At 41.5% G+C, this 22,870-nt stretch carries 21 protein-coding genes; 9 read left to right on the top strand and 12 right to left on the bottom strand.

Annotated elements, in window-relative coordinates:
- Positions 1–208 precede the first annotated feature (208 nt).
- From AC57BQ_RS08385 to AC57BQ_RS08370, 4 genes are all read right to left on the bottom strand, one after another.
- A complete protein-coding gene (locus AC57BQ_RS08385) occupies positions 209–643 on the bottom strand; it encodes an RrF2 family transcriptional regulator (RefSeq protein ID WP_090467769.1) in 435 nt (144 codons plus the stop codon).
- A 95-nt stretch (positions 644–738) separates the two neighbouring features.
- Positions 739–1,017 carry an Rdx family protein gene (locus AC57BQ_RS08380; protein WP_496405837.1) on the bottom strand — a complete coding sequence of 93 codons (279 nt, stop codon included), beginning with the start codon at positions 1,015–1,017 and terminating at the stop codon, positions 739–741.
- Positions 1,014–1,418, bottom strand: coding sequence for a VOC family protein (locus tag AC57BQ_RS08375; RefSeq protein WP_496405836.1), 405 nt, complete (start codon positions 1,416–1,418; stop codon positions 1,014–1,016). Before AC57BQ_RS08375 ends, AC57BQ_RS08380 begins: the two co-directional genes overlap by 4 nt.
- Complete coding sequence (locus AC57BQ_RS08370) at positions 1,415–2,245, bottom strand: MOSC domain-containing protein (RefSeq protein WP_496405835.1); 831 nt, start codon at positions 2,243–2,245, stop codon at positions 1,415–1,417. The genes AC57BQ_RS08375 and AC57BQ_RS08370 overlap by 4 nt, the downstream gene beginning before the upstream one ends.
- A gap of 238 nt (positions 2,246–2,483) precedes the next feature.
- Between AC57BQ_RS08370 and AC57BQ_RS08365 the strand changes: the two genes are divergently transcribed.
- Both AC57BQ_RS08365 and AC57BQ_RS08360 read left to right on the top strand, forming a co-directional pair.
- On the top strand, positions 2,484–4,193 hold the full coding sequence (locus AC57BQ_RS08365) for a GMC oxidoreductase (RefSeq protein ID WP_496405834.1): 1,710 nt from the start codon (positions 2,484–2,486) through the stop codon (positions 4,191–4,193).
- A 167-nt stretch (positions 4,194–4,360) separates the two neighbouring features.
- Positions 4,361–5,074: a ThuA domain-containing protein gene (locus tag AC57BQ_RS08360; RefSeq protein WP_496405833.1), complete on the top strand. Its 714-nt coding sequence runs from the start codon at positions 4,361–4,363 to the stop codon at positions 5,072–5,074.
- Positions 5,075–5,137: 63 nt separating this feature from the next.
- Here AC57BQ_RS08360 and AC57BQ_RS08355 read toward each other — a convergent pair whose 3' ends face one another.
- The 4 genes from AC57BQ_RS08355 to AC57BQ_RS08340 form a co-directional block, all read right to left on the bottom strand.
- Positions 5,138–6,397 carry a nucleoside permease gene (locus tag AC57BQ_RS08355; RefSeq protein ID WP_496405832.1) on the bottom strand — a complete coding sequence of 420 codons (1,260 nt, stop codon included), beginning with the start codon at positions 6,395–6,397 and terminating at the stop codon, positions 5,138–5,140.
- A 178-nt stretch (positions 6,398–6,575) separates the two neighbouring features.
- A complete protein-coding gene (locus AC57BQ_RS08350) occupies positions 6,576–7,178 on the bottom strand; it encodes a bifunctional nuclease family protein (RefSeq protein WP_496405831.1) in 603 nt (200 codons plus the stop codon).
- Between the two features lie 25 nt (positions 7,179–7,203).
- Positions 7,204–8,181, bottom strand: a complete 978-nt coding sequence (locus AC57BQ_RS08345; RefSeq protein ID WP_496405830.1) for an electron transfer flavoprotein subunit alpha/FixB family protein — start codon at positions 8,179–8,181, stop codon at positions 7,204–7,206.
- A 161-nt stretch (positions 8,182–8,342) separates the two neighbouring features.
- Positions 8,343–9,080, bottom strand: coding sequence for an electron transfer flavoprotein subunit beta/FixA family protein (locus AC57BQ_RS08340; protein ID WP_496405829.1), 738 nt, complete (start codon positions 9,078–9,080; stop codon positions 8,343–8,345).
- Between the two features lie 60 nt (positions 9,081–9,140).
- Between AC57BQ_RS08340 and AC57BQ_RS08335 the strand changes: the two genes are divergently transcribed.
- The gene (locus AC57BQ_RS08335; protein WP_317617949.1) at positions 9,141–9,467 is read left to right on the top strand and encodes a tetratricopeptide repeat protein; all 327 of its coding nucleotides are present in this window, start codon (positions 9,141–9,143) and stop codon (positions 9,465–9,467) included.
- Between the two features lie 94 nt (positions 9,468–9,561).
- Entirely contained in the window at positions 9,562–10,761 is a 1,200-nt protein-coding gene (gene chrA, locus AC57BQ_RS08330; protein WP_496405828.1) for a chromate efflux transporter, read from the top strand.
- A 147-nt stretch (positions 10,762–10,908) separates the two neighbouring features.
- Here the strand turns inward: chrA and dnaB are convergent, their stop codons facing one another.
- Positions 10,909–12,474 (bottom strand): replicative DNA helicase, encoded by a 1,566-nt coding sequence (gene dnaB, locus AC57BQ_RS08325; protein ID WP_496405827.1) that lies wholly within the window; start codon positions 12,472–12,474, stop codon positions 10,909–10,911.
- 308 nt (positions 12,475–12,782) lie between these two features.
- Here dnaB and rlmB point away from each other — a divergent pair, with 308 nt between their 5' ends.
- Entirely contained in the window at positions 12,783–13,550 is a 768-nt protein-coding gene (gene rlmB / locus AC57BQ_RS08320; protein ID WP_496405826.1) for a 23S rRNA (guanosine(2251)-2'-O)-methyltransferase RlmB, read from the top strand.
- A 100-nt stretch (positions 13,551–13,650) separates the two neighbouring features.
- Positions 13,651–14,571, top strand: a complete 921-nt coding sequence (locus AC57BQ_RS08315) for a restriction endonuclease (RefSeq protein ID WP_496405825.1) — start codon at positions 13,651–13,653, stop codon at positions 14,569–14,571.
- 31 nt (positions 14,572–14,602) lie between these two features.
- Here the strand turns inward: AC57BQ_RS08315 and AC57BQ_RS08310 are convergent, their stop codons facing one another.
- Positions 14,603–15,688 (bottom strand): mannose-1-phosphate guanylyltransferase, encoded by a 1,086-nt coding sequence (locus AC57BQ_RS08310; RefSeq protein WP_496405824.1) that lies wholly within the window; start codon positions 15,686–15,688, stop codon positions 14,603–14,605.
- Between the two features lie 245 nt (positions 15,689–15,933).
- Between AC57BQ_RS08310 and recQ the strand changes: the two genes are divergently transcribed.
- On the top strand, positions 15,934–18,126 hold the full coding sequence (gene recQ, locus AC57BQ_RS08305; protein WP_496409463.1) for a DNA helicase RecQ: 2,193 nt from the start codon (positions 15,934–15,936) through the stop codon (positions 18,124–18,126).
- A 104-nt stretch (positions 18,127–18,230) separates the two neighbouring features.
- Positions 18,231–19,298: a hypothetical protein gene (locus AC57BQ_RS08300; RefSeq protein ID WP_496405823.1), complete on the top strand. Its 1,068-nt coding sequence runs from the start codon at positions 18,231–18,233 to the stop codon at positions 19,296–19,298.
- A gap of 9 nt (positions 19,299–19,307) precedes the next feature.
- Here the strand turns inward: AC57BQ_RS08300 and AC57BQ_RS08295 are convergent, their stop codons facing one another.
- Positions 19,308–21,209 (bottom strand): OmpA family protein, encoded by a 1,902-nt coding sequence (locus AC57BQ_RS08295; protein WP_496405822.1) that lies wholly within the window; start codon positions 21,207–21,209, stop codon positions 19,308–19,310.
- A 39-nt stretch (positions 21,210–21,248) separates the two neighbouring features.
- Complete coding sequence (locus AC57BQ_RS08290; protein ID WP_496409462.1) at positions 21,249–21,872, bottom strand: 7-carboxy-7-deazaguanine synthase QueE; 624 nt, start codon at positions 21,870–21,872, stop codon at positions 21,249–21,251.
- Positions 21,873–22,068: 196 nt separating this feature from the next.
- Here AC57BQ_RS08290 and AC57BQ_RS08285 point away from each other — a divergent pair, with 196 nt between their 5' ends.
- Positions 22,069–22,833 carry a hypothetical protein gene (locus tag AC57BQ_RS08285; protein WP_496405821.1) on the top strand — a complete coding sequence of 255 codons (765 nt, stop codon included), beginning with the start codon at positions 22,069–22,071 and terminating at the stop codon, positions 22,831–22,833.
- Positions 22,834–22,870 lie beyond the last annotated feature (37 nt).

Below are 22,870 nucleotides of genomic sequence, written 5' to 3'. Positions count from 1 at the left end.
AAAAGCCTCTTTGGCTTAGGCTAAAGAGGCGTATATGGTTAATACAAAAATTATAGCCTGGCCTTATTGTCTCTCACGCAATAACACATCAGATTTTTGTAGTAAATAGTCCTGTTGAGGGTATTCATTCCCCAAATATATACATACTATAGGGAAATGGTAGAATTTAATTGAAAAAAGTTACCTTTTTACAGTTTGGTGAGATTTTTTAAGTATGGATAAGCGTCTGTTCGCGGGAGATGATATCGGCTATACTGGTCTCGCTCAGAATTTTTAAGGTAGCATCGCGCACGTCAACAAACACATCACGGATGCCGCAGGTAGTTTCCTGGTGACACTCGTCGCATTTGTGGTAAAAGTTAAGACTGGCGCAGGGTACCATGGCAATAGGGCCATCGGTGATACGCATAATGCTCACCAGGTAGATATCTTTTGGGTCGCGGTTCAAGCTGTAGCCGCCACCTGCACCTTTTTTACTGTACAGGAAACCGGCATTACGCAGATCCAGCAGTATTTGCTCCAGGAATTTCTTGGGGATACGTTCGGCCTCAGCGATCTTTGAAATTTGCATTGGCGGCTGATCCATGTTCTTGCCCAGGATCACCAATGCTTTAATTGCGTATTTTGTTTTTTTGGATAGCATTTTCTAAAATAAAACTAACAAAGGTAAATAACAATTTTGTTAATTATAAATAAAAATATCGAGTAATACTATAGGATACAAGTACACTATCATATTTATCTTTTATCTGAGTGCCCCAAACTTTTATCCGGGTTCACTTTATCGCGTACCAGTTGCTTTAATTCCTTGATCTCCGGGAAGCGCCCCTGATCTTTTCTGTCGAACAATACTGTGTCATTAACACTAATAGTGTACTTACCGCTTGTTTCGCTTGGGCACAGGGTTACGCCATAAACATCATCGGTAAAAGTAGTGAGCAGTTCCTGGGCCATATAAGCGGCGCGCATCATCCAATTACATTTGGGGCAATATTCAATGGTGATGGTTGGTTTCATGTTGTTTTTTGTTCAGATGATTGTATCAGATCCCACAAATTACCATAAAGATCCTCAAAAACGGCAACCGTACCATATTCTTCTTTAACCGGGGGCCGTACAAAGTTGACTCCCTTGGCTATCATCGCCTCATGATCCCGCCAGAAATCGTCAGTATATAAAAATAGGAATACCCGTTTGCCAGATTGATTACCAATGGCTTGCTTTTGTTCATCATTGGCAGCCTTTGCCAGCAAAATAGTACACTGTGCATTTTTAGCGGGGGCTATTAGCACCCATCTTTTAGTTTCGCTTAACACAGTATCTTCAATGAGTATAAAACCAAGCTTTTGGGTATAAAAAGCGATGGCGTCATCATAATCAGCCACTATTAAAGCAATATGTGCAATATGCCTTTTCATTTCTGAGGTACTATAAATCGCTCTTCGGTATGGGTACTTAGTACGTTTAAAGTATCGCCAACAGTAATGATACCTGTACCCTCATGAACTAAATTTTGCCCAAACAATATCTTATTGTTCATCAAACGGTATTTGGCCAGTGTTTTTAAAGGTTCTTTGGCTTTTACCGCGGTTTGCTGATCGATGGTGGTGAGTACGCAGCGTGCGCAAAGTTTTGCCCCATAGAAATCAATGCCGGCTATTTGTATATGGTTCATCAGGTCCTCATCAAAAGCATCACCACCGGTAAAAACAATATTTGGTCTGAACCTGTTCATCGGCAAAGGTTCAGCGAGGCGGCTGTTCAGGTCATTAAGCGAAGCCTGACCGATCATTAAAAAAGGGTATGCGTCAGCAAAAGAAGTGATCATGCCTTCGCGGGCATACCGCTGGTCTACCTCACGGCGGGTCTCATCGGGCATATGAACCAACCGGCATTTTATCCCAAGGGCCGCGCTAAACCAATTATCGAGTTCGCGGTTAACAAATACACCGGCACAAGTATCGTCCCAGATAACTACTTCCTGCTTACCCGGATCGTACTGTTCAAATGGTATTACAACCGATCCGTTCAAATGATGAGTAACCAATAGATTATTACTTTCAACCTGTACCTTTAATAAAGCCATTTGCGGATATTCCCGTTGGGTAAGGAAACGGTTTTGTTCATCAACCAGCATCCAGCGCCTGTCATATTTTAAACCACGATCGGTAACCTCGGCAGAAGATAAGGATATGCCTCCTAATGATTTGATGGGATAAATATATAGTTCACTTATAGTAAGCATTGGCAGGGAGTAAAGAATGGTAAAAATAATAAAACCGCCGCTGTTTTATAGATTGAACCCGTCGGAATATAAAATATATGTGATCTGTATGATAATAGCTGAGCATTTATTTAAATGCCATTGTAACCACATAATTACAATCGATTGTTTTTTATTGCCTACTTCATTGCTTTGTTAAATTTTAATTGATATTATTGTTTATCCAATTGCAAAACAAACCTTTAATATTACTGAAATCATGCCATTAAACAATGTAAGCGGCAAGGCTAAAGCCGACCATACCTACGATGCTATAGTTGTTGGCTCGGGTATAAGCGGCGGCTGGGCAGCTAAGGAATTAACCGAAAAAGGCCTGAAAACCATTATGCTGGAACGCGGTCGCAATTTTGAACATATCAAGGATTATAAAAGCGCCAGCAACGATCCCTGGGATATGCCACATCGTGGCAGTCCCACCCAGGCCCAACGTAAAGTTAGACCAGTGATATCGCGCGGATGGGGTGCTTATGAACCCATCATGGATTATTGGGCCAATGAGCAGGATGCACCTTACACTGAAGTAAAACCATTTAACTGGTGGCGGTCATACCAGTTGGGAGGACGCTCTATTTTATGGGGCAGGCAAAGTTACCGCTGGAGTGATCATGATTTTGAAGCTAATGCCAAAGATGGCTGGGCAATTGACTGGCCTATCCGTTATAAAGACCTGGCACCCTGGTATGATCATGTAGAGAAATTTGCCGGTATAAGTGGTTCATTAGAAGGTTTGGAGCAATTACCCGATGGACATTATCTGCCGCCAATGGATATGAACTGGGTAGAAAAGGACGTAGCCGCTCGCCTTAAAAAGAATTATAATGGTAACAGGCACATGATCATCGGTCGTGTTGCTAATCTTACAGCGGCTATACCTGGTCGTACCAAATGTCAGTTCCGGAACCGTTGTTGGGAAGGATGTCCTTTTGGTGGATATTTTAGTACACAATCCTCAACCTTACCTGCCGCTTTGGCCACCGGTAATTTAACCGTTAGACCATACTCCATAGTAACTAAAATATTGTACGATAAGGATACCCAAAAGGCCACCGGTGTTGAGGTGCTTGATGCAGAAACCAACCAAACCTATGAGTATTACGCCAAGATCGTATTCCTGAACGCCTCGGCTTTAAACAGTGCCTGGGTACTGATGAATTCGGCCACAGATGTTTGGCACGATGGACTGGGCAGTAGCAGCGGCGAATTGGGGCATAATATTATGGATCATCATTATAACCTGGGCGCATCTGGCCATGTGGAAGGTTTTGAAGATAAATATTACTACGGTCGCCGTGCCAATGGCATTTACGTGGTAAGGTTTGCCAATTTATTTGGAGACAAGCGCGACTACCTACGAGGCTTTGGCTACCAGGGGGCAGCAAGTCGTTCGGGCTGGAGCCAGGAAATAGCGGAGCTAAACATCGGCGCAAAATATAAAGACGCAATAACTGAACCCGGAGACTGGCAGATAGGCATTGGTGGTTTTGGTGAATTACTGCCTTATCATGATAACAAGATCACCCTGGATAAAACCCGGAAGGACAAATGGGGGCTGCCTATTTTAGCTATGGATGCCATTATAAGAGATAACGAGCATAAAATGCGGGTTGACATTGTAAAGGAAGCCAAAGAGATGCTGGAAAGCGCCGGTGTTAAAAATGTAAAAACGCATGACAGGGGCCATAACATAGGCGATGGGATCCACGAAATGGGTACCGCCCGCATGGGGCTTGATCCTAAAACCTCTGTTTTAAATGCACATAACCAGGTTTGGGATGCTAAAAATGTGTTCTGTACCGACGGTGCTGCTATGACATCATCTGCCTGCCAAAACCCATCATTAACCTATATGGCGCTAACAGCCCGTGCAGCTGATTTTGCTGTTGGCGAACTGAAAAAGGGGAATATTTAAGGGAGAATTTATAGATAAAAGGAGCAAAGAACAAGGATAAAAACAAATCAAACACCACTCGTCATCCCGAATTTATTTCGGGATCCCATAAGCAGAGCAAATCCTACTTGTTTGTGGGATGCTGAAACAAGTTCAGCATGACATTTACTATATAAACATAATCAACTATGAAAAAATTAATCATTATTGCCCTATTAATTGGCTCAGCGCTTGCACAAGGTTGGGCCAAAACCAAAGTGCTCATCTTCTGCAAAACCGCGGGCTTTCATCATAACTCGATAGCTGTTGGTGTGCCCGCCATTATAAAACTGGGGCAGGAGAATAATTTTGATGTGGACAGTACCACTGATGCCAAAAAGTTTACCGCTGCTAATTTAAAGCAATACGCCGCTGTTATATTTTTAAGCACTACCGGGAATGTGCTGGATGATACCCAACAAACGGCCTTTGAGCAATATATTAAAGCAGGCGGTGGTTTTGTAGGCGTACATGCGGCTACGGATACGGAATACGACTGGCCTTGGTATGGTAAACTGGTAGGTGCTTATTTTAAAAGTCATCCCAAACAGCAGGAAGCTACATTGAATGTGGTTGACCGTAGTTTTATAGCGACCAAACATCTGCCCGAAACCTGGAAACGCTGGGACGAATGGTATAACTATAAATGGATAGCTGACGATCTGCACGTACTGATCAAAATAGATGAGAAAAGCTATACCGGCGGCGAAAATGGCGACAACCATCCCATGGCCTGGTATCACAGCTTTGATGGTGGCCGTGCCTTTTATACCGAATTGGGGCATACCGATGAATCATATGCTGATCCCTTATATCTGAAACATTTGCTGGGCGGGATACAATACGCGATAGGGAAGAAATAGTACTTTGCATAAAACAGAAAAGCCGGTTTTAAGCCGGCTTTTCTGTTTTATTACAATATCGTTTTACGCGTGTGCAATGGCATGTTTCAATGCCGCGTTATGTTTATACCGGAATATGAATGGGAAGATAACCGCTATAACTAAGGCGTAAGCAGCAAAGGTGAGCCAGATGCCGTGCCAATCTTTACTATGATCGGCATGGGTGAAAAATTTATCAATAATATATCCGCTTCCGATACTCCCAAAAAAGGCGCCAAAACCGTTCACCATCATCATAAAAAGTCCCTGGGCGCTGGCTCGTATTTCAGGAGCTGCCTGCGTTTCGACAAATAAGGAACCTGAAATATTAAAGAAGTCAAAGGCCATACCGTAAACGATACATGATCCGATGATCATCCATAAGCCATTGGCGGGATCACCAAAGGCAAAAAGACCAAATCTTAATACCCAGGCCAGCATACTGAATAACATGACATACTTGATACCGAATTTGCGCAGAAAGAATGGGATAGCCAGGATAAACAATGTTTCGGAGATCTGGGAGATCGACATGATAATGGCCGGATACTTTACCGCGATGGTGTCTTTATAAGCCGGCACGGCAGCAAAGTCATGAATGTAAGTATCGCCGTAGGCATTAGTAAGCTGTAAGGCCGCACCTAATAGCAGGGAAAAAGCAAAAAAGATAGTAAACTTTGGTACTTTGAATAAAGTGAAGGCTTTTAAACCCAATGATTCCACGAACGATTTATTAGCAACCTTGCCTAAAAGCGGAGGGGCCTTGGGTAACGTAAATGAATATATACCTAAGGTAAGCGCCATGGCCGAAGCAATATAAAATTGATTGGCCGAGACTTCGTTATGGGTGAGGCTCACTGTCCAAAGTGCAGCAATAAAACCGATGGTACCCCAGATACGGATAGGGGGATAGTCTTTTACGATATCCGTATCGCTGTTTTTTAATGCTGAAAAAGCCACAGTTATGGATAATGATAAGGTTGGCATATAAAAGACCATATTAAGCAGCATTACCCAGAAAAAAGTGAATGGATTATTTACAAGCGGGAGGCAGAATAAAGTGACGGCTCCTAAAATATGCATCAGTCCGTATAGTTTTTCGGCATTTACAAAGCGGTCGGCAATAATACCGGTGAGGGCCGGCATAAAAATAGCCGAGATACCCATGGTTGAAAAAATGGCACCGAAGTGTTCGCCAGACCAGTGTTTGTTTTGAAACCAGTATACCCCGATAGTAAGCAGCCATGAACCCCATATAAAATACTGCATAAAATTCATCACTATTAAGCGAAACTTAATACTCATACGGTGCCTGGTTTAAATAATAAAATCAGTGTTAAATAAAAAACGGAAAGTAGTGAAATTAATGTAAATCAAAAAACTATAAAACGTGGTTTTTCTAAAATTACATTTGTCTAATAATTGATTTTCAAAACAAAACGATTGCCAGATAAGTTTTGACATCGCATTTATGTGTTTATGCTTAAGATGCCTTACGCTTGTTTAATTCATCGCGGATTTTCGCAGCCTTTTCGTATGATTCTTCCGCAAGCGCTTCCTGTAGCTTGGTTTTAAGCTCGTCGATACTTAATGATGCAAATCCGCTGCCTACCGCTGTACCTACGGATTTTTCTTCCTGGGTTTCATTGATATTTTCGAGATAAACAAAATCGTTGCCTTCAATTACGATACCAGCGGTGGATAGGATAAACTCATAGGTAAAAATAGGGCAATCAAACCGTACAGCTACCGCTATGGCGTCAGATGTGCGGGCATCGATCTCGACAGTACGTTTACCATCATTGCAGATGAGTTTGGAGTAGAATATACCGTCGACCAGGTTATAAATGATGATCTCCTGCACTTCGATCTGATATGCTTGAGCAAAGCTCTTAAACAGATCATGCGTAAGCGGGCGGCTTGGGGTCATTTTCTCTATCTCGATAGCTATAGCCTGCGCTTCAAAACTGCCGATAATGATAGGGAGCCGTCGTCGGCCGCTTACCTCGCCTAAAACTAAAGCATAAGCGCCCGATTGTGTCTGACTATATGATAACCCTACAATATCCAGCTTAATTTTTTTCATGTTATTACCCATCGCACCTTATAATTTATGCTGAAGCTTTATATTCCTTAACGGCTGCTATTAATTGCGGCACAACTTCAAACGCGTCGCCAACGATACCGTAGTCTGCCACTTTGAAAAAGGGAGCCTCCGGATCTTTGTTGATGACCACAATAACTTTTGAAGAACTGATGCCTGCCAGGTGTTGTATTGCACCTGAAATTCCTATCGCAATATACAAATTTGGACTGACAGCTATACCTGTCTGACCAACGTGTTCGCTATGCGGGCGCCAACCGGCGTCTGATACTGGTTTTGAGCACGCTGTGGCCGCTCCAAGCAACTCAGCAAGTTCTTCTACCATGCCCCAATTTTCGGGACTTTTGAGGCCACGACCGGCAGAAACAACAATTTCCGCATCGGGCAGGGATATTTTATCGGTAGAACGAACGATCTCTTTGATCATCGCTTTAAAGTCTGAATCTTTGGTTTCAGCAGCAAAATCTTCTACCTGGGCAGTGCCTCCGGTCTCCACCACTTTATAAGAGTTGGGCACCAGGGCGATAACCTTGTTGGCAGATGTTAACTCCACAATGGCGAATGCCTTACCTGAGAATGCCGTTTTTTTGATGGTGAATTTGCCGCCGTTTTGCTCCGGCAGTGCTACTGCACCATCTGCAACGCCTGCCTGCAATTTTACGCCCAATCTTGGCGCTAAACCACGACCAGAAAAGGTATTGGATAATACCACAATATCGGCACCTTGTTTTTTCGCGGCTTCGGCAATGATAGAGGCATAAGCCTGGTTCACAAAGTTCTTGAGTTTATCGCCAGATACGTTCAGCACTTTTTCGGCGCCGTATTTACCCAGGGCGGCCAATTCAGCGGCAGATACATCACCGATGGAAATGGCAACCAGGTTGGTGTTATTTTGATCGGCAATGGCACGGGCATAGGTAACCGCTTCAAAAATTGACTTTTTGAATTTACCGCCGGCATTTTCCGCATATATTAAAACTGACATATATTGAAATAGGTTATGAGTTATCAGAATCAGGAGTCAAGAACCAGGAATCAAGAAAAAAAACCTGTTTATGTTTAACTATATTTTTAAACTTTCTCATCTTTTGCATTTTTCCGGTCTTAATTCTTGATTCTCGCCTCTCGATTCTCTTTTTGAATTAATTAAATAACACGCGCTTCGGTGTGCAAAAGCTCCACCAGTTTGGCGGTTTCATCAGCAGATACCAGCTTCACTTGTCCGCGAGGGGCAGGAGTTTCATAGCTAAGCACTTCCGAATATGTTTTTACTTCAACCGGTTCAATAACAGCCAATGGTTTGGTACGGGCCGACATAATACCGCGCATATTAGGTATTTTGGGCTCAGCCACACCTTCTGCAGTACCAGCCACAAAAGGGTAGGGAATGGTCAGGATCTCTTTGCCGCCTTCAATCTCGCGCTCCACGGTAGCCTCTTTATCGGCAGCATCGAGCTTTTTAATAATGGATACTGAGGGTAGATCGAGTAGTTCGCCCAGCATACCTGCTACTTTTGATCCATTGTAGTCAATAGATTCGCGGCCGGTTAAAATAAGGTCGAATGGATTGGCTTTCACATACTCCGCTATCTGGTAAGCCACATACCAGGCATCGTGAGGTTTGGCGTTTACACGCACCGCGTCTGTAGCGCCAATGGCCAGCGCTTTGCGGATTGTAGCCTCTGTATTTACTTCACCAACATTGATAACCGTTACAGACCCTTTACCGCCATCGGTTAACTCAATAGCACGTGAAAGCGCTATCTCATCATAAGGGTTTAGTATAAATTGAACACCATTTGTATTAAATTGGGTGTTATTATCAGTAAAGGTTATTTTTGTGGTGGTATCAGGAACATTACTTACACATACCAAGATCTTCATATCAATAGGTTTTTGCAAATTTAATTAAAAAAGATAGAGTTTAAAATGGAGTTGAGCAGATTGGATAAGCTATTAGAATTTATAAAGAATGAACCAGAGGACGAATTTTTAAAATACGCCCTCGCTACCGAATATCTACGTCTGAATCAGGCAGATAAGGCATTAACTTATTATGAAGACCTGGTGACAAATCATCCTGGTTATGTGGGCACTTATTATCATTTAGGTAAATTATATGAGGCATTGAACCGTAAACCGGATGCCATAACCACCTACGAAAGCGGAATGACCATAGCCAAACAGAAGCGCGATAACCACGCGTTTTCGGAATTGCAAGCCGTTTACCGGCAGGCCAAAGGCATAGAAGAAGACGATGATGACTATTAAATAGTTCATAGATCATAGTTGATAGTTCATGGTTTTAGCATTATATCATTTACTTATCGCTATGAACAATGAACCATCAACTATGAACTAATTAATGAAAAAACGGCACCTTCTATTTCTTCGCGATGTATTGATCTATACGTTTACGGCTTTTGGCGGCCCGCAAGCGCATATAGCAGTGCTACTGCGCGAGTTTGTTGAAAAGCGGCATTATATTACCGAGGACGAACTGATGGAGCTTAATGCGCTGTCGCAAGTGTTGCCCGGGCCATCCTCAACCCAAACCCTAGTGGGTATTGCCTGGAAGGTTGGAGGGCTAAGGCTGGCACTCATCACGTTCCTGATATGGATATTGCCTTCGGCAGCCATCATGGCTATGGCGGCTATCAGCTATAAAATGTTCGCCAATCGTGCCAAGTTTGCCCACATCATTACATATATACAACCTATGGCTGTAGGTATTGTGGCTTATGCCACCTACAGTTTTGCGAACCGGTTCCTGAAAACGCGGGTAAGTACCATGCTGGCCATCGCATCTTTCATTGCCACACTTATTCTGCAAAATGCTTATGCATTTCCATTATTAGTTTTGCTGGGTGGTATCATATCATCAGCTATGGAAACACAGCCTCAGGAAAACGAATTGCGTGTTAAGCTATACTCCAATGTAAACCCTAATAAAGTAGCTTATTTTATAGGTATCTTATTATTCTTTGCTGCTTTGGGTGCTATCATCAATCAAACTTCACCATTTAGTTTACCTATCCGTTTGTTTGAGAACTTTTATCGTAACGGTATACTAATATTTGGTGGCGGACAGGTAATGGTACCCCTGATGTATACGGAATTTGTAGAGGTTAAGCATTATCTCAGCAATTCAGAGTTTCTTTCTGGGTATGCCCTGCAACAAGCGCTCCCCGGGCCAACGTTCTCCTTTACCTCATTTTTGGGAGGTATCACCTTAGGTAACAAAGGATATGGCATTGGTGGACAGATCATCGGCAGTATTGTAGCGGTTATCGGTGTAAATACACCCGGCTTGATACTCATATTATTCATTGTGCCATTTTGGGAGGACCTGAAAAAAATAACCCGTATCAAAAACTCATTAAGTGGTATTAACGCGGTAGCAGTAGGTTTTATGGCCACGGCCTTTATTTTATTGGTGCGACCCTTTGGCGGTAACTGGGTAGCTTACGGACTAATGGCAGGTACTTTTTTACTGCTGCACTTCACCAAAATAAAAACCCCGGTAATTATCATCATCGGGGTGTTGCTGGGAATATTTTTTTAGCCCCTAACCCCCTGAAGGGGGTACCTTTGAAAATCTTATTTTGGATAACAATAAAGCCCGGCTCTGAAAGGAACCGGGCTTTGTTATTTTAATATCTGAAATCTGTAATTTGCAAATCAAAAAGTCTCCCCTTCAGGGGGTTAGGGGCTAAAATGGTGGCTCGTCATCAATATCATCCATCCGTGATGGGCGGATAATAAAGTTACTTTGCTTTTCAAAATCCTGTGATGGTGCCAGACCCGAGAATGCGCTACCGGCAGCAGGAGGGAAGCCATCCATGCTTTCTTCCAGGTTGGCAAATTTCACGTATTTACCCACAAATTTCAGGCGTACAGTGCCGGTTTCACCGTTACGGTGTTTGGCTATAATTACTTCACCCACATTATTGGTTGGGTTGCCATCTTCATCTTCTGTTAAACCATAGTATTCTGGGCGGTATAAGAATAGTACCATATCCGCATCCTGCTCAATAGAACCCGATTCACGCAAATCCGAAAGCATCGGCCTTTTGGAGTTACCCGGCCTGGTTTCAACCGCACGACTCAATTGCGACAGGGCGATCACCGGTACGTTTAGTTCTTTTGCTACCGATTTTAAGGCCCTTGATATACTACCAATTTCCTGCTCACGGTTACCGCCGCCTGCTTTACCTTCGCCCTTACCATGCATTAACTGTAAGTAGTCAATAATGATGAGCTGGATATCATGCTGCGATTTTAAACGGCGGCATTTGGCCCTGAACTCGAATATATTCAATGCCGGGGTATCATCAATAATCAGCGTAGCTTGTTCCAGGCGACCGATCTTGGAGTGGATCTGTTGCCATTCCCATTCTTCCAAAGTTCCTTTACGGATCTTTTCCTGTTCAATTTCGGTTTCCCCGGATATCAGACGATTAACTAACTGAACTGAGGACATCTCGAGCGAGAAAACCACTACCGGTTTATCAAAATCAACGGCGGCATTACGGGCGCAACTCAGTACGAAGGCTGTTTTACCCATCGCTGGACGGGCAGCTATAATAACAAGATCGGATTTTTGCCAGCCCGAGGTCATCCGGTCTAGCGCTGTAAAGCCTGATGCTACACCGGTTAAACCATCTTTTTTGTCTTTGAGTGCTTCTATATCTTTCAAAGCCTCGTGCACCAGATCATCCATTTTTCGGGCATCACGCCTCAGGTTATTCTGTGCAATTTCGAAAAGGTTTTTTTCGGCCCTATCTAACAGGTCCAGTACATCAGAGGTATCTTCATAGGCACTTTGGATAACATCAGTTGATATACGGATCAGTTCACGCTGGATATATTTTTGAATGATGATACGGGCGTGAAATTCAATATTTGCTGCTGAGGCTACACGACTGGTTAATTCGGTGATATAATAAGCACCACCAATCATTTCCAGTTCGCCCAGTTTACGTAGTTCGGCAGTAACGGTAAGAATATCCACCGGAGAAGATTTTTCAAACAGCTGTTTTATAGCCGAAAATATTTTCTGGTGATTATCGCGGTAAAAAACTTCGGGGTTTAAAATATCGATAACCGATGACAGGGCATCTTTTTCCAGCATCAGTGCTCCTAAAACAGCCTCTTCCAGGTCGGTTGCCTGGGGCGGAAGTTTCCCCAGCCCGCTATACGGTGTCGGGGTAGTGATTCGGCTCCGGCGGTCATTGGTGTTCGGCTTATTCTGCAGGTTATCGTTCTCGAAATTCATAAGGCGACAAAAATATACAAAAAATACTTTTGCAGAGCTACATTTCAATCAACATAGTGTATCGAGATTTTAAAACAATCATATCCAGCGTTATAATTTTAAGCTTTTTAATAAACACACGTATGTTGATAACTTATTAATAAAATGTTAGTTACCCTGATTTACAAACATTTAAACCTATGTTAATAAAGTTTTATAATGTTAACTATTATCGGCGCATGTTTTGAAAAAACCGAAAGGGGTTATCAGTTCAATAAGTGCTTAATCAATTAATATAGCTACTTTTGCAGAAAAACAGATCATTACAAATGGCATTTAATTCAAGACCTCAGCGGGAAAGCAACCAAATGGTTTTTGGTATCAGAGCGATCATGGAGGCGATCACTTCGGGTAAAGAAATCGAAGCATTATACATTCAGAGAGGAGCTGCCGGCGGCCTTTCGCACGAGCTAAAGACTTTGCTTACAGAATATAACATTACTGCGCAGCAGGTACCGGTTGAAAAACTTAACCGCCTTACCGCTAAAAACCACCAGGGCGCAGTAGCCTTTATTTCGCCAATAACTTACCAAAAAATCGAAAACATTATTCCTGAAGTATTTGAAAAAGGAGAGGTACCACTGGTGCTTGTTTTAGATTCTATTACCGATGTGCGCAATATGGGTGCTATTGCCCGCACCGCCGAATGCGCCGGTGTACACGCTATTGTTATCCCAGCTAAAGGCTCGGCCCAAATAAACCCTGATGCTATTAAAACATCTGCAGGGGCTTTGTATAAGATACCCGTTTGCCGTCATGATAATTTCATGCAAACGGTAAAGTTTTTACAGGAATCGGGCTTACAGCTGGTTTGTTGTACCGAAAAAACCAAAGAAGATATCTACGCACCCGACTATACCGCACCTACAGCCATTATTATGGGATCAGAAGAGGACGGTATCCGCAACGAGATCATCCGTATATCAGACCACCTGGCCAAGATCCCTATGTTTGGCGAGATCGAATCATTAAATGTATCCGTATCAACCGGAGTGATATTGTATGAAGCGATAAGGCAGAGAGGGCTAATATCCTAAGGTTTGCTAAATTTATCTACCTAAACAAAGGCCTCCTTCATGGATATGATTGGCCCTATTGAGCTTGATTTTTCTTAAAATATCTTATCAATCACAAAATATGAATGACGGAAAAGCCTATGAATCATTAGTTGCTGAGATTTATAAAAGACTGTCACCAGATGCCAAAGTTGTTCAGAATGATCATTTGCATGGTTACAATTCTAACAGAAAAAGAGAAATCGACGTCTCGATAACTTATACTTATGCCGGTGTTAAAAATCTGATAATTATTCAAGTAAAAGATTATAGTAGAAAAGCCGATGTCAAAGTAATTGATGAATTTAAATCTGTAATAAAAGATGTTAGAGCCAATAAAGGAATTTTGATTTGCAACCAAGGATTCACAACTAAAGCTATTGAATACGCAAAAAATAGCAATATAGAGACCTTGTCGGTTTATTCAGCAATGAACAAAAGATGGGAATACTTATTGGATATCCCAGTTTTCAGAACAAAATATAAATTTAAGCACGAAAAATTTATAGTATTTCCTGCCGAAGGTGGTAAAACATATACCATGGAAAAAAGTGACCGTTTTTCGTATGATAATGGAAATAATATATTTGATCATTTTGGATTGGTAAATAGACATACCCCACTAACTAATACCAACAAAGAGCTTTTATCAGGAAAAGAGTTTATTTTAGAATTAAAAAATCTTGGGCTTCAAATGTGGTTTGATGATAAATGGACAACTGTTATAGATGGGAACATCAAATATAGACTTGTCGACATTGAATATTCTTATTATCATTTTACACCGAAAGAATACGAAGCAATAAAATCTTATTCTTCGGATAATGTACGCATAAATACATTTGTATATGAGGCCCCATTTGATAATATGGATATTTTAAATTGGAAAAAAATCAAATCTGAAAAACAAATGCCTAATCAAGGAATTCAAAAAATAAGAATGAATTATTTTGAATTCCTTGACTTCTTCTTTCACATTCAATTTAGTTTAACAGATGATTAATATTTTCCTTAATCAACTACTCACCACCAACCTAAATATACTTAGTGCCAAATTTGGCTTTTACATCAGCCACCACCTGTTTTACATTCTGTTCCTGATCACGCGGACAGATCAGCAGGGTGTTGTTGGATTCTACCACGATAAAGTCATGCAGTCCCTGCAGTATCACCAGTTTCTCGCCCGGTACGTTCACCATACAGTTGGATGAATCATACATGATCACTTTTTCTGAGGGGATCACTACATTACCTACATAATCCTTTTCACCCAGGTCATAGATCGAAGCCCAGGTGCCCAGGTCGCTCCAGCCAAAAGCCGATGGCAGTACATACACATTGTCCGCCTTTTCCATGATCCCGTAATCGATCGAGATATTGATACATTGCTGATAGGCTTTATGCACATAACTCTTTTCCTCTTCGGTATTATAAACCGGCCGTGCTTCTGCAAAGATCTCATGCATCTCGGGCAAATGACGACCGAAAGCTTTTACGATTGCCTTAGCCGACCATACAAAGATGCCCGCGTTCCATAAAAAGTCACCGCTCTGGATAAAGGTTTTGGCTATTTCCAGCGTGGGTTTCTCGGTAAATGTTTTTACTTTATGAAAATCCTGGTTGATGGCCTGATCGGTATACTGGATATAGCCATAACCTGTATCCGGACGCGATGGTTTGATACCCAGAGTGATCAAACTGTCGGTTGATGCCGCGGTTTGCAATGATTTTTCAATGGCACTCACAAAAGCATCCTCGTCCAGGATCTGCTGATCTGAAGGGGCTACCACGATAACCGCCTCCGGGTTCAGGCTTTCGATCTTAAAGCAGCCATAGGCCACACAAGGTGCAGTATTACGCATCACCGGCTCGGTCAGGATCTGGCCATCGGCCATGTCCGGTAATTGATGTTTCACCAGTTTGGTATAATTCTCGTTGGTCACCACGTAGATGTTTTCTTTGGGGCATACTTTCAGAAAACGTTCATACGTGTTTTGGATCAGGGTTTTTCCTGTACCCAGGATATCTATAAATTGTTTGGGATGCGATGACCGGCTTATTGGCCAAAACCGGCTCCCGATGCCGCCTGCCATGATGATCGCATAATTGTTTTTATTCATTGGTAAAAAGAGTTTTTATTTGGTGTAGCCAGCGCAAAAGTGTACAATAATCTGTTAAATATGTATGAAATAAAACTAAATAATTAGATAGCTAAATTGTCCCCAATTTAAATGCGCTAAATGAACAAATTGTTTTTCATTTAATAATCATATTTGTATAAAATTTAAAAGTAAATCCATCGTTTATTCATTAAATTTTGTTACTTTAAACTTTTAAATACAATTCAAGATCACGTTAAACAATGATAGAAACTAAGAAGTCGCTATTTGATAATCTCCAGAATTTTTTCGGATTCGACAACTTTAAAGGGGAGCAGGAAGCGATTATCACTAACATACTGGCAGGTAATGATACCTTTGTGATTATGCCTACCGGTGGTGGCAAATCCATGTGTTATCAATTGCCGGCATTAATGAGCGACGGCACTGCAATAGTAATTTCACCACTGATAGCCCTGATGAAAAATCAGGTAGATCAGTTAAGGGCCTTTGGAGGATCAGACAGCATAGCCCACTTTTTAAACTCATCACTTACCAAATCAGATATAGGCCGTGTTAAGGAAGACGTCCTGGCCGGAAAAACCAAACTTTTATACGTTGCTCCTGAATCACTGACCAAACAGGAGAATATCGATTTTTTAAAGCTTAATCATGTATCATTTGTAGCGGTTGACGAAGCGCACTGTATATCTGAGTGGGGACATGATTTCAGACCTGAATATCGTAAAATACGCCAGGTGATCAGCAACATTGGCGACAACATACCTATCATTGCTTTAACAGCCACGGCTACGCCAAAAGTTCAGCAGGATATACAGAAAAACCTGCAAATGAACAACTCCACGGTGTATAAGTCATCGTTTAACCGTTCAAATCTGTTTTATGAGGTTCGTGCCAAACGCAATGTGATCAAGGAGATCGTAAAGTTTGTAAAGCAGAATCAGGGTAAATCGGGCATCATTTATTGCCTTAGCCGCAAAAAGGTTGAGGAGGTTGCGGAAGCACTTAACCTCAACGGAGTTAGAGCTTTACCCTATCATGCCGGCCTTGATCCAAAAGTACGTGCCGATACACAGGACAAATTCCTGATGGAGGACGTGGAGGTTATTGTGGCTACCATCGCTTTCGGTATGGGTATTGACAAACCGGATGTTCGGTATGTGATACACCATGATGTGCCTAAGAGCATGGAAGGTTATTACCAGGAAACCGGCAGAGCGGGTCGTGATGGAGGTGAAGGGGTTTGTGTTGCCTTTTATTCTGAAAAAGATATTGATAAACTTCAGAAATTCATGAAGGATAAACCGGTTTCTGAACGCGAGATCGGTACCCAGATATTGAAAGAAGTAATTGACTATTGCGAATCCTCTGTATGTCGCCGTAAACAATTGCTGCATTATTTTGGTGAAAACTTTAATGAGGCAGGCTGCAATAACATGTGCGATAACTGCTGCGGTCATAAAGAGCACTTTGATGGCGAGGAGCATTTACACAAGGCCCTAAGCCTGATCAGGCATATTGGTGAAAAGTTTGACGATCAGCATATCATCAGTATATTGATGGGAGTGGAGAACGCCCAGATCAAAAATTATGAGCATGACGCGCTTGATTATTATGGATCGGGCAAGGAACAGGGTGAAAACCTGTGGAACTCGTTACTAAGGCAGGCATTGCTCAATAACTATCTTTCTAAAGATATTGATCAGTATGGTTTGCTTCGCTTAACCAAAACAGGTAATAGCTTTATTGACAACCCACATAGCATCCGCTTTATCCTGAACAAGCCAATGGAAGCTACTGATGATGATGATGACTCGGACGGCCCTAAACAAGGTGGTGGCGCATTGGATACCCAATTATTGCAAATGCTTAAGGAGCTGCGTAAAAAACTGGCCAAACAAAAGGGCTTACCCCCGTTTGTAATATTCCAGGATCCATCGTTAGAGGAAATGTGCACGCATTACCCGATCACGACCGAGGAGTTAAAGCAGATCTCTGGAGTAGGAGCGGGCAAGGCTTTAAAATTTGGTAAGCCTTTTACAGACCTGATACAAAAATACGTGGAGGATAATGATATTGACCGCCCGGTTGATATGGTGATCAAGAGCGCGGCTAATAAATCAGCGCTTAAGGTTTTTATTATCCAAAATATTGATCGCCATTTAAATTTGGATGATATCGCGGCCTCTAAAGGACTTACTTACGAAGAGATATTGAAAGAAGTGGAAACCATAGTAAACTCAGGCACAAAACTTAATCTGAACTACTATATTGACGAGGTAATAGACGAGGACAAACAGGAAGAAGTATTTGATTATTTCCGTACCGCTGAAGTTGATTCTATTGATGACGCTTTAGCCGAGCTTGGAGGCGATGATTATACCCGCGAAGAGGTGCAATTAATGCGCATCAAGTTTATTTCAGAGATGGGTAATTAAATTTAACCAACATATTTCTGATCAAAAGGAGGATACCATAATATCCTCCTTTTGTGTTTTTATAAAAAAGAATATCTTCGTAACAGTTTACTTTATCACACTTCATGTTCAGATTTTCCCTTTCCGCTGCTCTGCTGTTGTTACTAACCCAACAGGTTGTCTATGCTCAGCATGACAAACAATTCAAATTAATACCCTTCGAAACTAAAATCAGTGATAGCCGTTACAATAGCTTACATGTAATTGATTCCCGGACAGATAAAAGTAATCTGGGACTGATTAGGGTAGGAGCGTTCGATCGTAAAACTAAGCTGACTACTGATACTTCGCTCTCTGTACAGCTTAGCAAATGGTTTAATGCTAACGTTGATCAAAAAACTGGCCCTGGAAAATTGGTATTGCATTTACGTCAGTTTTTTGTGCTGGAAGCCAGTTCAATAATAGGGAATTGCATATTGCGTGCCGGCTTGTACAAACTGGAAAACAACAGGTACAGCAAAATCAGGGATATAGATACCTTGATAGGGGTAAGATCAGGATTGGATGTTACAGATAAACTACTTAAGCAAAGTTCATCTCTTTTAACCAACTTTATTGCACAGAGTACCGTTTGCGAGCCATTAGCTAACACCGAAAGTTTTAGTTATGATGATCTTATACAAAAACTCGATAGCTTGGAAAAAAAGCAGCTTAAATTATACAATACAGCAACCTATACCGATGGCTTATATCTTACCTACAATTCATTCAAAAGGCAAGTACCTGATAAGAATGTGGTAGTGCAGCATTTTAATTTTGATGATATCAATTTGGCCGATATAAAAGCACCCGATGAAAAAGGAAAGCTTAAAGACGTGAGCCGTCGTAAAATTTATGGGTTTGTTTTTATGGGACAGCCATATATTGCCGGCAGTTATGCGTATTGCGCGTTAAAAAAGGTAAAGGACGAATTTATTTTCACCGGCGAAATTAATAACACCATGCCTGGAGATCCATCGCAAGTGGGGCTTATGTTTGGCGCAGTTGGTTCTTTATTCGCTATCATGGCTTCAGAAAGCAATACCGATACCTACGAGATGCAAATCGATCACGTTAATGGTAGGTTTATCAGACTAAAAAAAATAGATAAACCAGAATCAACGTATGTACAATCAAAAAACGAAGATTATTGATAGGTCTTGTTATTTTGAAATGATCTTAAATTCGGTGCGGCGATTTTTTGCCCTGTTTTCGTCGGTATCATTTGGGGCTATCGGTTGTGTTTTACCATAGCCTTTATAAACCAGGCGTGTGGCGGCAATGCTATTGGTAATTAAATATTGATATACAGATTTAGCCCGGTTTTCGGAAAGGGTTTGGTTGATCTGGTCAGGCCCAACATCATCTGTATGGCCAGATATTTCAATGTGTACCGCCGGATTCACCGTTAAAAATTCAATCAGTTTCATCAACTCTGCTTTTGATTCCGATTCCAGTTCGAATTTATTGGTATCGAAAAAAATATTCTTCAAAATCACTTTACTGCCCACATCAATAGGGGATAATGAAACAGAAATATTGAATGGATTTTTAGCTTTATACCCGATGAGCGAAAAGTTTTCTGAGTAAAACATATAACCACTTTTGGAGATATTCAAACCATAGTTTTTACCCGAAGTAAGGGTCGCCAAAAAGCTGCCTTCATCATCGCTGCTATAGTCCTGGTAAACTGCTTGGTTGCTTTGCAGATCTATGATCTCAATGGCTGCTTCCAGTGGATGGTTGCTTTTGGCATCGTGTACATTTCCTTTTACATAAGTTACCACATGTGGCCTTACATTTACGGGAAGTTCAAAAGTGTAAATATCATAACCACCATAACCGTTGAGGTTGTCAGATGCAAAGAAAGCGATGTTGCCATTGGCGGTTAAGGTTAATCCGTTTTCGTCGCCGTTAGAGTTGATTGGGTAACCTAAATTTTCGGGCTTTTGCCATTTCCCGTCTTTACCCAAACGACTTACAAAAAGATCCTTATTGCCTAAACCCGGCCAGCCATTGGAGCTAAAATAAAGCGTACTATCGTCGGCATGAATATAAGGGGATTGTTCATTGTATGCCGTATTAATATTAGGCCCAAGATTTTCTGCCGGGCCCCAACCCTTATTATTCAGGGTCGATTTCCATATGTCATATCCACCATACCCCCCGGCCCGATTACTTACAAAATAAAGCGTGCGTCCATCGGCACTGATGGATGGCTGCGATTCCCATCCGGAAGTATTTACCGGCGGACTTAAATCAACCGGTTTGCCCCAATCGTTACCTTTTTTTTGAGCAATATAAATATCGCATCGGCCTAAACCATCGGGGCGATTACAGCCTGTAAAAAACAAATACTTACCATCCTGTGAAATAGATTGAGCCCCTTCATTATATTGCGACGTGTTGATCTGATCACTCAGATAGGTTGCTGTTTGCCATTTACCGTTAATATTGGCACTTTTATAAAAATCTTCATTATTATTGATCTTCCGGGTAAATATCAATAAGGCTTCATCGGCTGTAGCCACCGGCAAATATTCGTCATTGGCCGTATTAATTTCAGAACCCATATTCACAGGTTTATATGCTACCGGATGCTGTATGGCCTGAATGCTGAATTTAGCGTCGGCGATGAGCTTTTGCGCGTATAGTTTATTAGCGGGGGTAATGTCGGGATAGGTCAAATATTTTTCCAGATGTTGCTGAGCCTGGGCGTATTTGGCTTCTGTTATTTCGGCTTCACCAATTTTGAGATACACCGAGCGGTTAAAATCAGGATTAAGCGCTATGACCTTTAAATACGATTCAATAGCTTGCCCGTATAAATGGCGTAATCGGAATACATCAGCAAGCTGGGCATGAGCTTCTACAAATTTCTGATCTTCATTAACGGCCTTTTGAAGATTGGCAATAGCCTCATCATATAAATGATCATCGAGGTTTTGATTCGCCTCAGCAAAATACTTTATGGCCTCCTTTTTAGTGGTAGTATATTGGTTTTGCTGTGCCAAAGCAATAACAGGAAGAAAAATTGATAGAATCAGGATGATTACAATCTTCATCTGTTTTGATACGATAAATGATATCGTAAGTTACAAATATTAAGGGATATTCAAATATTTATGCGTTTGCAATGATATTTCCCATTGCGGGTTATTCATCACGTAATCAACAATAAGCGGGGTCATTTCTTTTGATTTTGACCATTCGGGCTGCAGATATAACTTACAATCGGGCGATACCATTTTGGCATGATACTCGGCCCATTCAAAGTCTGATTTGTTAAACACGATCACCTTTAATTCATGCGCATTTTCGGCCACGTGCGGCATCGGAGCTTTGAATTTTTTTGGCGAAAGGCAGATCCAGTCCCAATCGCCCGAAAGGGGATAGGCGCCTGATGTTTCAATAAAGGTTTTAATACCCTTTTCATGCAACTGGCTGGTCAAATAATCTAAATTGTAAATTAATGGCTCGCCACCGGTAACCACAACGGCCTTTGAAGGATGAACGGATGCATTTGTCACTATTTGATCAGCGGCGGTAAGCGGGTGCAGTTCTGCATCCCAGCTCTCCTTAACATCACACCAATGACAGCCCACATCACAGCCACCGAGGCGTATAAAATAAGCCGCTTTGCCTGTATTGTATCCTTCGCCCTGTATCGTATAAAACTCCTCCATTAAAGGAAGCAGCGTGCCATCGTCTGGAATCTGGTGTGCCATAATTTTGGCAAAGTTACCTATTAAAGCTGAAAGCATAAAGGCGAATAGTAAACGCAAGGTAAAACGTTTTCGTGATTTGTTCTTTTTATTATGGTTAATAATATTTATTATTACTTCAGTTTTAACAACCGGGTTAAATTAACCCGGATTTAACTTAACTGATATGAAAGCCTTGTAAACCTAAAACCATCAGCCGATGAAAAAATTCTACCTACCCCTAATTTTTCTGGCCATTTTATGTTTAAGCTCATGCGTAGATATTGAAGAACAATACGACTTTAAAGCCGACGGCAGTTGTAATGTTGTTTATGGTTTTGATATGAGCAAAGCTGTATCTGTATTGGTAAATCTGATGTCTGATTCGGTAAAGGAAACGCCTCAGTTTAGCCTGGTTAAGGATACTACATTGAATTTTTACAGTGCGATGCCCGATAGCACCCAGCAAAAAATGAGCATCGAGGAAAGCAACATGGCTAAAACCAGTGATCTTTCCATTAACATGAACCTGAAGAAAAGCATCATGAAGGTAAATATCACGCATGTGGCCAAAAATGCTGCTGATTTACAATATTACCTTCAAAACCTTTCAAAAATAGCCCTTAATAGCCGTATCAATGCATTCACCAGTGCCGATAAAGCCAGCAAAAGTTTTGATGCCCGTCAAATGGTAGCCGGTCAGGATTACTATTCGTACGATATCACCCCACACAGATTCTATCGTATAATTGATAAGGTTAAATTCAATGCCTTTTTAAAGAAAACCCAATCAACCTTTATGATGGCCAAAGCTATGTTGATAGATATGCCCTATAAAGTGATCCTGAAATTTGCCAAGCCAGTTAAAAAATTAAACAATTCCAAAGCTGTGCTATCTGCCGACAGGCGGAGCGTAACATTGGTTACCAGTATGGATGAGGTGATCAAGAACCCCTCAGTAATGAATTTAAAGATCGATTTTTAAGATCAATCATTACTTTTGGAAGTCAAATCACGTACTT

This window comes from Mucilaginibacter sp. BGA-UO-ETr-C110, from assembly GCF_059567985.1.
This window is presented reverse-complemented; position numbering and strand designations above follow the sequence as displayed.